We start from the raw sequence: 12763 nt of genomic DNA on the forward strand, positions 1-12763 counted from the left end.
CAAAAAGATGGTGGCGACTTATGACCCTTAAAAAGATAGATACGTATATATGAAAAGAGTTGTCATTACAGGACTGGGCGCAGTGACGCCTTTGGGAAACAATGTCGAAGATTTTTGGCACAACAGTATTAACGGAGTTAGCGGTGCAGGAATCATTACTCATTTTGACTCAGAGAAATTTAAAGTACATTTTGCCTGTGAGGTTAAAAACTTTGACCCGAAAGTCCACCTCACCCATAACGAAATAAAAAGAAGCGACCTGTTTACCCAATATGCCCTGTATTCATCTGCAGAGGCCATTCAGGATTCAGGGCTTGACCTTCCGAATATGGACCCTTTTGATACGGGAGTGATCTGGGGAACAGGGCAGGGTGGTATGTGGACCTTTGAAAGCGAACTGATGGAATTTGCGAAAGGAGACGGAACGCCAAGATTCAATCCGTTCTTTGTTCCTAAATTCATTGCTAATATGGCTTCGGGAATGATTTCTATGAAATTCGGTCTTCAGGGAATAAATTATACCACGATTTCAGCCTGTGCAACGGGAAATACAGCATTGATGGATGCCTTTAATTATATCCGTCTGGGGAAAGCGAAAGTAATTATCAGCGGAGGTTCAGAAGCGGCCATTTCTCCGGCATCAATAGGAGGTTTTTCCATTATGAAGGCCATGTCCACCAGAAATGATGATCCGGCTACAGCCAGCCGTCCTTATGATGCAGACAGAGACGGCTTTGTTATGGGAGAAGGTGCAGGAGCACTGGTTCTGGAAGAATACGAACACGCTAAAGCAAGAGGAGCCAGAATTTATGCAGAGCTAGTTGGGGCGGCTATGACTGCCGATGCTTATCATATGACCGCACCTCATCCTGATGGTGTAGGAGCCATTAAAGCGATGCAGCTCGCACTTAATGAAGCAGGAATTAATGCTGAAGATATTGATTATCTGAATCCTCATGCCACTTCTACTCCGCTTGGCGATCTTGTGGAATTGAAAGGGATCAGCAAGCTGTTTAACGGCAGTAAAAAGCTCGACATTAGTGCCACCAAGTCTATGACCGGACATTTATTAGGAGCGGCAGGGGCGGCAGAAGCCATCCTATCCATCAAAGCTGTGGAAAACGGAATTATTCCACCAACGATTAACCTTCATAAAATTGATGAAAATATTCCGAAAGATGTCAATATTGTTTTTGGAGAGGCTAAAGAGAAGGAGATCAATTATGCTTTGAGTAATGCTTTTGGATTTGGTGGGCACAATGCCACTTTGATTTTCAAGAAGTTTAAATAAAGGGAGTTTTTATTTTCTCACTGATCTAGCAGATATTAGGGGTTATTATAATATAGAATCTCATACTAATAAAAATAAAAGCAGCCATTAAATTGACTGCTTTTGTTTTTATGCTTATTTTAGCCATTCCGACGAAGAAAGGTATTTCTGGTCGGGATAATAAATAAAGAGAAGATTTCTTCCTTTGATGGTATTAATGATGGGCTGTGTAAGATCTCTCGGAATAGCAGGACATCCCCAGCTTCTTCCGATTCTTTTGTGCGTTGCGGCAAATTGTTCACTTACATAATCTGCTCCATGCATTACAATTGCTCTTCTGTATGCGGCATCATTAAAACCTTTATCCATTCCCAGCAATCTTAAAGAAAATCCGTTATCGCCTCTATAGGTTGCATCTGTGATATAAAATCCCATGCTACTCTGCTGCGAACTTTCCGTATTAGAAAAATTCGTAGCAAATTCTTCGCCGGTATTTTTTCCGTGGGCAACCAGTGAGTTGAACAATACTTTTTTGTCGTTAAGATCAATTACCCAAAGTCTTTTTGTATTAGAGGACATAGAAAAATCGCAGATGGTTAGTAAATGCGACTCCTGATTGAGCAATCCTGCTTTTTTCAGATTTTCAAATCCTGTCAGTGCTTTTGAGAAAACTTCGAAGTTCATTTCGTGATCAGGATCAAATGCAATAGATTGGAATAATGCTTCTGACGAAGATACAGCAGCTGTAGTCTTCTCAGATTTCGTGTCGGTTACTCTTTCAGTTTTTACTGTGGGGACATTCTCATTCTTTACTGCCGGTCTGGGAGAAAGATAGAATGAAGTCGTGACCATGTAAACAAGGCCTAATACGCTATAAAATCCTTTCATTCAATACTATATTAATTCCAAATTAGTGAGGCAAAATTATAAAAACATAATTACCAGCAGGTTATAACTCTAAAAAGTTTAACTCAATTTAAGAAACTTTAACGGTGCGATGATTCATCTATTTGATTATAAACCTCTTTCAGTTTTTTCCAATAACTCCTATTTATCGGTTCATAAATAGGATAAATACATTTGAGCGCAAAAATATCCAACTGACTTCTTGAGCCGAGCCAGCTTATAATATTTTTAACTAATCTTTTTTCCTCAAAGCCAGCCCATTCTCCGGCCGGATCTAATAGATTGAAAAAGAGAACAGGAAAAACTTCATATTGATCTATTTTTCTAATTTCTTCAAAAGTGAAGGGACTTTTAAAAAACGTAAGAGCTACATAATGAAAATCTGATTCCTGAAGTTCCGTATCCAGGTATAATTCGGATAATGCCTTCCAAACCATTTTCCGTTCATCCGTGAGCTCCAGCACTTCCATATCATTCAGTTAAAAAACTATTTTTCAGAATTCGGGACGAATTCTAAACTCACAGAGTTCATACAATAACGCAGTCCTGTAGGTTTCGGACCGTCATCAAAAACATGTCCCAGATGAGAATCGCATCTTTTGCATAGTACTTCTACCCTGTCCATCCCATAGGCAAGATCTCGTTTGTAATAAACGCCTTCTTTATCGGCTTCAAAAAAACTCGGCCATCCGCAACTGCTGGCAAATTTAGAAGTAGAACGGAACAGATGATTTCCACAAACAGAACAATAATATTCCCCGATTTCATCAAATTCATTGTACTTTCCGGTGAAAGCTCTTTCTGTAGCGGCTTCTCTGGCAATAGCATAAAGATCAGGAGCGAGGATTTTCTTCCATTCATCATTGGAAATGTTGAGTTTTGTGGTATCTGTTCTGGAATAGTATGGATTATTTTTTGCTTCTTTATTTTCCATGGAAGTGATTTTAAGGGGTTGATGTTTCTGCCCGCATCCTTGCAGAAAAATTAATATGATGATGTAAACTAAAAATCTCATCATAAGTTTTAAATTCTTGTATCTTACCCACAAAAGAGAGAGGAGATGTAAAAGCACTTCAGATTTTGAAAATCTTTAATTTTCTGCTTATTTGCATTTTTCAGAGACACGTTTCTATCTTTTATGGTTTAAATATTGAATGATTTGATAGTCAAATTTAGTAAATTTGAGAATATGAATGATGACGCAAAAAGAAAACAGCTCAGAAAATATAAAGCATTTGCCACAGGATTATTTGTTCTGATGGCGGTGATTTTCATTGTGACCACCCTATTACAGAAGTCCAATACTTCTCATTGGATCGGCTATGTGCGTGCTTTTGCAGAAGCAGCGATGGTCGGAGCGCTTGCAGACTGGTTTGCTGTTACCGCTTTATTCCGCCATCCTTTGGGAATTCCTATTCCTCATACCAATCTGATTGAGAATAGCAAACAACGGTTGGGAGATAATCTCGGAAGTTTTGTGGTGAGCAATTTCCTGTCTCCTCAGAATATCCGTCCCTATATTCAGAAGCTTAAAATTTCAAACTTCGTAGGAGATTGGCTGGGGAAAGAAAAGAATCAGAATATTCTGATCAGAAATATTTCGGATATTGTTCTTGACATTCTGAATAAACTTGATGATACGACAGTGAGCCAGTTTATCAGCAAAAAAGTGTCTGAAATGACAGATGATATTCAACTCAATAAAGTAGTAGGAAACGGGATCGGTTATATTCTGGAAAAAAATGACCATCAGAGGATCATCACCAACCTTTCAAGACAGATCAAGGAATATATTCTGGAAAATGATGAAATGATTAAAGACCGGGTAAAAAAAGGAAGCTACACGTTTATTCCGTCTTTTGTAGACAATAAAATTGCAGACAAGATTGCAGACGGACTTTCTGATTTTTTCAAGGAAATAGAAGAAAGCCCTCAGCATGAAGTGAGAACGCTGATTACACAAAAAATTCATGAATTTTCTGTTGATCTTAAAGAAGATCCAAAATGGAACGACGAATTTAAAACCATCAAAAACGGACTTCTGAAAAATGATAAACTGGAAGAATATTCCAACGACATCTGGATTTCTATCAAAAAAACGCTGATGAAGGAGTTGCAGGAAGAACATTCTGCATTAAAAAACTATCTTTCTAAAAACCTGAATGAGTTTGCACAGAATTTAAAGACAGATGAAAGTCTTCAGAACAAAATTGACCACTGGGTTCGCGTTACGGCTTACAAATATATTCTTAAAAATACCCATCAGTTCGGAAACCTCATCAGTACAACGGTTGGAAACTGGCAGGGAAAAGAACTGAGTGAAAAACTGGAACTGGAAGTTGGAAAAGACCTGCAGTTTATCCGTGTTAATGGAACTCTGGTAGGTGGTCTGGTGGGGCTTATCATCTATACGATTGCCCATTTCTTCCTTTAAAACTGAAAAACTAGCCATGAAAAAAACGTTTATTGTATTATTCCTTTTCTTTTTTATTGGCTGTTTCAGTCAAAAGATTGAATTGAAATCTGTAACGGATTCATCACAGATTTTCAAAGGCCAGATTGCAGGAATCCCTATTACCATGCAGCTTAATTATGCGGGTATCGCAGATTGCAGCCTGTATCAGTATTTTGTAGATGGCTGGTATTACTATGATAAGTATCAGAAGAAAATCCCTCTGACCGGAGTTTATGATTATGGCAAACTGTCATTGTATAATTTCGGAACTCAGCAAAAACTGAATTCTCAAAAACTTAAAGAGCAGATCACCTCCCCACAGAAAATGGAGAAAACGGACGAACTCGCTCAGGCATTGAATCCTAAAGAATATATTCTCTTCGATCGTGACTACACAAAAAAAAGTATAATTTCCGGCAGCTTTCATCTGGGCAAAAAAGTTCAACCGGCAGAACTTCTTACTGAAAATAACATGATTTATCGTTATAACAATTATCTGTCTCTGCCTAATAATAAAAAGATCAATACCTTCGATTTTATTAACCAGGCTGGCGGGAATGAATTGATTTCCTATGCATCGGGGGAAAACGGGAACAGAGTTTTGCTGTATTTTGAGCATACTTCCAACTTTAATGCCTGTGGAAGATGCGGGGCCAGCGAAGGAGAGAAAGGCTACCGCATTCTTTACTTTACAAAAGACTGGAATTTTAAAAATTACGAAGAGTTTTTGACAGAAAGTTGTCTGGAATCTATTTATGATACCTCAAAAATAAAATCTAAAGACAGAAAAACCATTCAATATAAAGTAGGTAAATCAACGTCTTCTCCTCCTTATACATTTACAGTTGACATAAAGAATTCATCCATAGTAAGATCAAAATAAAAAAGAGAGCCGTACTGACTCTCTTTTTGTATTTATCTTGGCAACCTGCCGGCTCTTTTTAAAAGTTCTTTATTGATCTCGCTGATCAGTCCCGGGCCTTCATAGATAAATCCGGTGTATAGCTGTATTAAGCTTGCTCCGGCATCTAATTTTTCCATTGCGTCTCTCACCGAGTGAATTCCTCCTACTCCGATGATTGGGAACGCACGGTTGCTTTTTTCAGAAAGATACCGGATCATTTTTGTGCTTCTCTCACGGATAGGTTTTCCGCTTAAGCCTCCGTTTCCTATTTGAGCTAATACTTCCGGCGAAGTTTTTAAACCTTCTCTGTTTACGGAGGTATTGGAAACAATCACTCCGTCTATTTTTGTTTCTGCGATCAGCTCAACAATTTCATCCAATTGGCTGTTGTTAAGATCCGGAGCGATTTTCAGTAATATGGGTTTCTGTACAGGTTTTGACTGATTGATTTTTTTCACTTCCGTAATCAGTTCACGCAGATAGTCTACATCTTCCAATTTGGCATGGCTTCCTACATTCGGGCAGCTTACATTCAATACAAAATAATCTACATGGGGATGAAGACCTTCAAAACAGTCCAGATAATCCTGGGTATAGTTTTCCGGAGTGGTATCTGTATTTTTTCCGATATTTCCACCGATGATTATTTTGCCCTTGTTGCCTTTCAGCTTTTCGATAGCCGCTTCAAGACCATCATTGTTGAAGCCCATCCTGTTGATGATTCCACCATCTTCTATTAAACGGAATAATCTTTTCTTAGGATTTCCTGCCTGAGCTCTTGGGGTTACCGTCCCGATTTCTACAAATCCGAAACCTAAGTCCCCTAATTCATTGAATAATGTGGCATTTTTATCAAAACCGGCCGCCAGTCCTACGGGATTTTTAAATTTTAAGCCGAAAACTTCTCTTTCCAGACGTTTATCTTCAATAGGTTTTGGAAAAAATAATTTGGTGAGAAATCCAAAATTTTTAAGCATTGAAAATGTAAAATGATGAACTTCCTCGGGATCAAATTTGAAGAGAACAGGTCTGATGATACTTTTGTACATTGAAAAAAAGTTTTACAAAAATACTCAATTTAAAATTAATCTATGGTTACCCTATGATATTTTATGGAAAAATGTTTTATAAACAGAATCTATAAAAGACAACACCACAATCTGTAGTAGAGAAAATATTGAGACTAAAAATTTTCTCTCGCAGAAGATGCATATTTTTTTGAATCCTTAAATTTTAAAGACCTGTGAAAGAAATATGGGGTAATCAAAATATTTCCCAATGACAGCTAGGAGTACAGGCTCAGGTCAAAGTTTAGGAGGTCTCCTACCCTTTTGAATTCTTCATCTATCGTAGCGTTCAGTATCATTTTTTCGTTGGTAACAGGATGATTGAAAATCAATTGATGAGCATGGAGCGTCATTTTGTTGATACCAAATGTCTGGAGCCACAGCTTATTCTGTTTATTACAGCCATGTTTTCTGCAGCCTAAAATAGGATGCAGAATATGTTTAAAATGTTTTCTCAGCTGATGAAACCGTCCCGTTTCAGGGATCGCTTCCACTAAACAATATCTGGAAGTCTGATGTTTTAAAAAAGGTAAATCAATTTCCGAAGTCTGCAGACGGTGATAGTTGGTAACAGCATTTTGCTTAACTTCATTTTCATTGATTAAATCATAATCGATGGTTTCTTTTTCTTTCGTCCAACCACGAAGAATTGCCAGGTATTTCTTCTCCACTTCGCGTGATGCAAACTGCTCACTCATGATTCTAAGGGTATCTTTATCTAAAGTAAACAGAAGAACACCTGAAGTCTTTCGGTCTAAACGGTGCACAGGATACACTTTTTGCCCAATCTGTTTCTTCAACTCCTGAATAGCATAAGTATCTGCCGCCCCTGCATAAAAAGATTTATGAACCAATAATCCACTGGGTTTGTTGATAGCAATGAGGTGTTCGTCGCGATAAAGAATTTCTAACATTTTGCAAAACTAAGTATAATTAGTTCTACAGCTCTCTTTTAAAGGTATAAATAACGCCATAAAAAGTTCCTCCATAATCTCTACTTTCAGCAGTCACCAGTTCCCAACCCTCACTTCCGTATTGATTTAAAGTTTTATCAATTTCAGCAGGTTCATATTTATTTCCCCAAAATCCCTTAGGCTCAATAATAACTGTTTTATATTCGAATCTTTTTTTCATAATAAATTTCTATTTTAAATGTACAATAAATTTTCGAAACTTAACACGGATTGAGTGGGATGTCTGAGCTCTTTTCGGGTTTTTGGCAGCGGCGGCTCCTAATTCTCTTGTATATAAAAACTTCTGTCTTCCATCCTTCAACTTCCCGCTTTTTCACTATTTTTGCACTTCAGACGTTAAAAAAATTATGGCAAAGCAAGAAGATGTTTTCAAGAAAGTGATTTCTCACGCTAAAGAATATGGTTTTATTTTCCCTTCTAGTGAGATCTACGATGGTTTATCCGCTGTTTATGATTATGGACAGAACGGAGCCGAACTTAAAAATAATATCAAACAATACTGGTGGAAAGCGATGGTACAGCTTAACGAAAATATTGTGGGTATTGATTCGGCAATCCTTATGCACCCAACAACATGGAAGGCATCAGGCCACGTAGACGCTTTCAACGATCCATTGATTGATAATAAAGATTCTAAGAAACGTTTCAGAGCTGACGTTTTGGTGGAAGACTACTGCGCTAAAATTGAAGATAAAGAGAATAAGGAAATTGAAAAAGCGGCGAAGAGATTCGGGGATGCTTTTGATAAGGATCAGTTTGTAGCGACTAATCCAAAAATTCTGGAATACAGGGCAAAAAGAGAAGCAATCCTTTCAAGGCTGGCAAAATCTCTGGAAAATGAAGACCTTGCCGATGTAAAAGCTTTGATTGAAGAACTTGAAATTGCTGATCCGGATACAGGTTCCAAAAACTGGACGGAAGTAAGACAGTTCAACTTAATGTTTGGGACTAAGCTTGGAGCATCTGCAGACAGCGCGATGGATCTTTATTTAAGACCGGAAACCGCTCAGGGGATCTTCGTAAACTTTTTAAATGTACAGAAAACTTCCCGTCATAAACTTCCTTTCGGTATCGCCCAGATTGGAAAAGCTTTCAGAAATGAGATTGTTGCAAGACAGTTTATCTTCAGAATGCGTGAATTCGAACAGATGGAAATGCAGTTCTTCGTAGCTCCGGGAACGGAACTTGAATTCTACGAACAATGGAAGCAGAAACGTCTGAACTGGCACTTAGCCTTAGGACTAGGAAACGACAACTACAGATTTCATGATCATGAGAAATTGGCTCACTATGCCAATGCTGCAGCTGATATTGAATTCAATTTCCCATTTGGATTTAAAGAACTGGAAGGTATTCACTCCAGAACGGATTTCGACCTGAAGGCTCATGAAGAGTTCTCAGGAAGAAAGCTTCAGTTCTTCGATCCTGAAAGAAATGAAAACTATGTTCCTTACGTAGTGGAAACTTCAGTAGGTTTAGACAGATTATTCCTTTCTATCTTTGCTCATTGCTTAAGAGACGAAGTTCTTGAAGACGGCTCAGAGAGAACAGTATTGTCTTTACCTCCTGCATTAGCACCAATCAAAGCAGCAATTCTTCCGTTGATGAAGAGAGATGGCCTGGCAGAATATGCAGAAAAGATCTTCAACGACCTGAAATATGATTTCAACTTATTCTACGAAGAAAAAGACGCCATCGGAAAACGTTACAGAAGACAGGATGCCATTGGTACTCCTTACTGTATCACCATCGATCATGATTCTCTTACGGATCATACGGTAACCATCAGAGACAGAGATACGATGCAGCAGGAAAGAGTTCCGGTTGCTGATCTCAGAAGAATCATTGATGAGAAGACCAACTTCAGAAATTTACTTTCAAAACTATAGACCCAAAGCCCTGATTTATCGGGGCTTTTTTCATGAAAATAAACAGACTGAAAAAGAACTTTCCAGGATATTCCCTATCAAAGATTTGATAACAGAATCAAACTCAGAACGGAAAATAAAATAGTGCATTTATTTTCTCATCTTCAAATTCTTTCCAAAATTATTTTAAATTTGTTGAGGACTGATACTCATACCTCTATGAAAGTATTGAAATATGTAATAGGCGGCGCAGCACTCGGGGTGGCAGCGGCCTATCTTTTTGGATATGACTACTTATTCAGCGGCATTTCCAAAACCTATCTGAAAGGAAAATCAAGTGCTTATATTGATGACGGGAATCTTTTTCCCAGCAACCCTGTTGCATCGGGAGAACCTCAACTCTGGGCAAAAGACTCCGAATACAATAAAAAGGAACTTCCGGAAAACATCACTGAGGATTTAAAACGCTCCAGAACAGCCGCTTTCATTGTCATTAAAAATGGCAAAATTCTTCACGAACAATATTGGGAAGGTTACAACCAACTTTCACATACCAATTCTTTTTCTATGGCAAAAGCGGTAACCGTGATGCTTTTAGGAAAAGCTCTTGAAGAAGGCATCATTAATAATATAGACGAGAAACTGTCTGATTTCTATCCTGAATTTAGAGAAAAAACATTCGGAAGCCAGGTCACACTTAGAAATCTGGCCCAGATGGAAGCCGGACTTGACTGGAATGAAGATTACAATAATCCTTTTCTTCCCAATGCAAAAGCGTATTACGGGAAAAGTCTTGTGAAAGCAGTATTTTCCAGAAGTTTTAAAGAGGAACCCGGCATCCGGTTTGAATACCAGAGCGGCTCCACGCAGCTGCTTGGTTTTGCCCTGAGAAAAGCACTTGGCCAACCTCTCGCCAGCTATTTATCTGAAAAATTCTGGATTCCCCTGGGAATGGAACAAGATGCAACGTGGAGTACTGACAATCATGGTATGGAAAAAACGTATTGCTGTATTCACGCCTGCGCAAGGGATTTTGCGAGACTGGGACAGCTGTTTTTAGATAATGGGAAAGTCGGAGCAACCCAGGTTCTGAATGAAAGATTTATAGAGCAGATGCGGACCCCCACCGAGAAATCAAACGAAATTTATGGTCTGGGACTTTGGATCAATCATGATAATCCTATTAAACATTATTATTTCCTTGGACTTCAGGGTCAGTATATCATTATGGTTCCTGAGCACAATATGGTTATTGTAAAAACCGGAAGCTATTCAAACAATCCTAAGAACGACAGAGGAAGGCCGGATCAGGTAAGATTCCTTGTTAATGAAACCGTACAACTATTTCAAACCTCATAATGGAAAAATACAACGCAAAAGTTGATGAATACATCGAGCAGGCTCCAGATTTTGCAAAGCCGATATTACATTACCTTCGTGAAACAATTCATGAGGTATGCCCTGATGCTGAAGAAGCCATCAAATGGAAATTTCCTACTTTTATGTATAAGGGGAAAACTCTATGTTCGATTACCGCTTTCAAGCAATATTGCAGTCTCGGATTCTGGCTTCATCAGGAAATGAAAACGATAAAGGAACTGGAAACCAACGCTGAAAAAAGCAATATGTTCAGTCTAGGCAAAATCACCAGAATGGAGGATCTTCCATCAAAAATTCTGCTGAAAAAAGCCATTAAGGAAGCCATGGAACTTACGGATATAGGCGTTACAATGAAGAAAGCAGCTCCTTCCAAAATAGAAACTGAAGTCCCTGATTATTTTCAGACAGCTTTAAATGCCAATCAAAAAGCGCTGCATATTTTTGAGAAAGCCTCACCATCATTCAGGAAAGAGTATATCAACTGGATTATGGATGCTAAAACAGAAACTACCCGTCATAAAAGAATGGAACAGGCTCTGGAATGGATCTCAGAAGGTAAAGGAAGAAACTGGAAATATGAAAGGAAGTAGGTTCAAAGGATATTTTTCTTCAGATCATTGATCTAGAAAAAACGTAACTAAATAATCAATGGAATCTGAAGTTCGCTTCAGGCAGAGTATTGTTCTTTAGAAAAGCCTCATACTCCGGAGATAGTTTTGCACGGCCGAATGTATTTTCCCCGCTCATACTTCCGAGGCGGACTTTATCTTTTCCGAATTTTCTGTTCATAGCATCCATCGCTTTCATCACCGGAAGGTGCTGGTTCTGGGTATCTTCTTCAAAAAGGCTGATCAGTCTCTCATTTTCGGGAACAAAGTCATTGACAATTACTCCGGCTCTTTTATAGTGAAACCCCTCTCTGTAAATCGCTTCAAACAATTCATTGACTACCCTTCCTATCAGAATGGAGGAATTGGTAGGATTGGGAAGAATTCGTGTCATGGCGTTCCTGTATTCGGGGAGATCTTTTCTGAAACGGTTGGTCTGTACAAAAACCGTGACCATTTTACAGCAGGTATTCTGCTTACGAAGCCTTTCCGAACAATACATTCCAAAAGTCTCTACCCTTTCGCGGACTTCTTCCTTTTTGGTAAGCATTTCCATGAAACTCCGGGTAACCGCAATTGATTTTTTAGGAGATGGTGTATCCAGCTCCAGCTGGCGGATTCCTTTCAACTCATTAATCATTCTTACTCCGTGAATTCCCATGATCTTTCGTACCCAGATTTCAGGTTTCTGAAGCAGATCCCAGGCTTTATAGACGCCGCTGTCGTGCATTTTGGCAGAAAGTCTCCGCCCTATTCCCCAGACATCCCCTATCGGAAGCCATTTCAAAGCTTTTTCAATTTTTTCAGGAGTATCCAGAATATAAACTCCTTCAAATTGATCGGTATATTTTTTTACAATCCGGTTGGCAACTTTGCACAAGGTTTTAGTAGGAGCAATGCCAATACTTACCGGAATATGCACTTTTTCTTTAATCTCGTTTTTAATCTTCAGGCAATAATCATATAGGTTAACATATTTAAAACTCGTCAGATCTAAAAAGAGTTCATCGATGCTGTATACTTCAAAATCTTTTACATCAACATACGATGTTGCGACCCCAATGACTTCCTGACTTTTAAAATTATACAGTTCAAATTTAGCAGAAAAGCTTTTTACATCATGTTCTTTAAAAAGCTCTTTATATTTAAAAGCGGGTGCTGCCATTGGAATTCCCAAATCCTGTGCCTCTTTACTTCTGGACACCACGCAACCGTCGTTGTTGGAAAGAACCACAACGGGTTTGCCTTCAAGCTTAGGATCCAGAGTCCTTTCGCAGGAAACAAAAAAATTATTGCAATCTACCAGAGCATACATAACGGATGGTGAATAT

13 protein-coding genes are annotated in these 12763 nt (G+C 38.6%); 6 read left to right on the forward strand and 7 right to left on the reverse strand.

Annotated features, from left to right (window positions below):
• Positions 1-49: 49 nt before the first annotated feature.
• Positions 50-1291, forward strand: coding sequence for a beta-ketoacyl-ACP synthase II (fabF, locus tag J2Y40_RS09615; protein ID WP_153397259.1), 1242 nt, complete (start codon positions 50-52; stop codon positions 1289-1291).
• Positions 1292-1405: 114 nt separating this feature from the next.
• Here the strand turns inward: fabF and J2Y40_RS09620 are convergent, their stop codons facing one another.
• The 3 genes from J2Y40_RS09620 to msrB all read right to left on the reverse strand — a co-directional run bounded on the left by J2Y40_RS09620 (position 1406) and on the right by msrB (position 3110).
• Positions 1406-2158 carry a murein L,D-transpeptidase catalytic domain family protein gene (locus tag J2Y40_RS09620; protein ID WP_309998645.1) on the reverse strand — a complete coding sequence of 251 codons (753 nt, stop codon included), beginning with the start codon at positions 2156-2158 and terminating at the stop codon, positions 1406-1408.
• Between the two features lie 98 nt (positions 2159-2256).
• On the reverse strand, positions 2257-2646 hold the full coding sequence (locus J2Y40_RS09625) for a hypothetical protein (RefSeq protein ID WP_153397255.1): 390 nt from the start codon (positions 2644-2646) through the stop codon (positions 2257-2259).
• 17 nt (positions 2647-2663) lie between these two features.
• A complete protein-coding gene (gene msrB, locus J2Y40_RS09630; RefSeq protein ID WP_231128706.1) occupies positions 2664-3110 on the reverse strand; it encodes a peptide-methionine (R)-S-oxide reductase MsrB in 447 nt (148 codons plus the stop codon).
• Between the two features lie 255 nt (positions 3111-3365).
• Between msrB and J2Y40_RS09635 the strand changes: the two genes are divergently transcribed.
• Entirely contained in the window at positions 3366-4610 is a 1245-nt protein-coding gene (locus J2Y40_RS09635; RefSeq protein ID WP_309998647.1) for a DUF445 domain-containing protein, read from the forward strand.
• Between the two features lie 16 nt (positions 4611-4626).
• Positions 4627-5514: a hypothetical protein gene (locus J2Y40_RS09640; protein WP_309998649.1), complete on the forward strand. Its 888-nt coding sequence runs from the start codon at positions 4627-4629 to the stop codon at positions 5512-5514.
• Between the two features lie 32 nt (positions 5515-5546).
• Here J2Y40_RS09640 and J2Y40_RS09645 read toward each other — a convergent pair whose 3' ends face one another.
• The 3 genes from J2Y40_RS09645 to J2Y40_RS09655 form a co-directional block, all read right to left on the reverse strand.
• Positions 5547-6584 (reverse strand): quinone-dependent dihydroorotate dehydrogenase, encoded by a 1038-nt coding sequence (locus tag J2Y40_RS09645; protein ID WP_309998651.1) that lies wholly within the window; start codon positions 6582-6584, stop codon positions 5547-5549.
• A 236-nt stretch (positions 6585-6820) separates the two neighbouring features.
• A complete protein-coding gene (locus J2Y40_RS09650) occupies positions 6821-7516 on the reverse strand; it encodes a pseudouridine synthase (protein ID WP_153397246.1) in 696 nt (231 codons plus the stop codon).
• A 25-nt stretch (positions 7517-7541) separates the two neighbouring features.
• The gene (locus tag J2Y40_RS09655; RefSeq protein ID WP_153397244.1) at positions 7542-7736 is read right to left on the reverse strand and encodes a DUF4177 domain-containing protein; all 195 of its coding nucleotides are present in this window, start codon (positions 7734-7736) and stop codon (positions 7542-7544) included.
• A 187-nt stretch (positions 7737-7923) separates the two neighbouring features.
• On the opposite strand from J2Y40_RS09655, the gene J2Y40_RS09660 reads away from it, so the two are divergent.
• The 3 genes from J2Y40_RS09660 (at position 7924) to J2Y40_RS09670 (ending at position 11414) form a co-directional block, all read left to right on the forward strand.
• Entirely contained in the window at positions 7924-9465 is a 1542-nt protein-coding gene (locus J2Y40_RS09660) for a glycine--tRNA ligase (protein ID WP_153397242.1), read from the forward strand.
• Between the two features lie 198 nt (positions 9466-9663).
• Complete coding sequence (locus J2Y40_RS09665; protein ID WP_309998655.1) at positions 9664-10803, forward strand: serine hydrolase; 1140 nt, start codon at positions 9664-9666, stop codon at positions 10801-10803.
• Positions 10803-11414, forward strand: coding sequence for a YdeI/OmpD-associated family protein (locus J2Y40_RS09670; RefSeq protein ID WP_309998657.1), 612 nt, complete (start codon positions 10803-10805; stop codon positions 11412-11414). The genes J2Y40_RS09665 and J2Y40_RS09670 overlap by 1 nt, the downstream gene beginning before the upstream one ends.
• A 55-nt stretch (positions 11415-11469) precedes the next feature.
• Here J2Y40_RS09670 and J2Y40_RS09675 read toward each other — a convergent pair whose 3' ends face one another.
• Positions 11470-12747 (reverse strand): Y-family DNA polymerase, encoded by a 1278-nt coding sequence (locus J2Y40_RS09675; RefSeq protein ID WP_153397236.1) that lies wholly within the window; start codon positions 12745-12747, stop codon positions 11470-11472.
• Positions 12748-12763: the final 16 nt, after the last annotated feature.

Source organism: Chryseobacterium sp. 2987 (assembly GCF_031456375.1).
Classification (GTDB): Bacteria; Bacteroidota; Bacteroidia; order Flavobacteriales; family Weeksellaceae; genus Chryseobacterium; species Chryseobacterium vaccae.

Coding starts and splice junctions, on each gene's coding strand:
- fabF (WP_153397259.1), top strand. CDS start 50: ATGAAAAGAGTTGTCATTACAGGACTGGGCGCAGTGACGCCTTTGGGA.
- J2Y40_RS09620 (WP_309998645.1), bottom strand. CDS start 2,158: ATGAAAGGATTTTATAGCGTATTAGGCCTTGTTTACATGGTCACGACT.
- J2Y40_RS09625 (WP_153397255.1), bottom strand. CDS start 2,646: ATGGAAGTGCTGGAGCTCACGGATGAACGGAAAATGGTTTGGAAGGCA.
- msrB (WP_231128706.1), bottom strand. CDS start 3,110: ATGGAAAATAAAGAAGCAAAAAATAATCCATACTATTCCAGAACAGAT.
- J2Y40_RS09635 (WP_309998647.1), top strand. CDS start 3,366: ATGAATGATGACGCAAAAAGAAAACAGCTCAGAAAATATAAAGCATTT.
- J2Y40_RS09640 (WP_309998649.1), top strand. CDS start 4,627: ATGAAAAAAACGTTTATTGTATTATTCCTTTTCTTTTTTATTGGCTGT.
- J2Y40_RS09645 (WP_309998651.1), bottom strand. CDS start 6,584: ATGTACAAAAGTATCATCAGACCTGTTCTCTTCAAATTTGATCCCGAG.
- J2Y40_RS09650 (WP_153397246.1), bottom strand. CDS start 7,516: ATGTTAGAAATTCTTTATCGCGACGAACACCTCATTGCTATCAACAAA.
- J2Y40_RS09655 (WP_153397244.1), bottom strand. CDS start 7,736: ATGAAAAAAAGATTCGAATATAAAACAGTTATTATTGAGCCTAAGGGA.
- J2Y40_RS09660 (WP_153397242.1), top strand. CDS start 7,924: ATGGCAAAGCAAGAAGATGTTTTCAAGAAAGTGATTTCTCACGCTAAA.
- J2Y40_RS09665 (WP_309998655.1), top strand. CDS start 9,664: ATGAAAGTATTGAAATATGTAATAGGCGGCGCAGCACTCGGGGTGGCA.
- J2Y40_RS09670 (WP_309998657.1), top strand. CDS start 10,803: ATGGAAAAATACAACGCAAAAGTTGATGAATACATCGAGCAGGCTCCA.
- J2Y40_RS09675 (WP_153397236.1), bottom strand. CDS start 12,747: ATGTATGCTCTGGTAGATTGCAATAATTTTTTTGTTTCCTGCGAAAGG.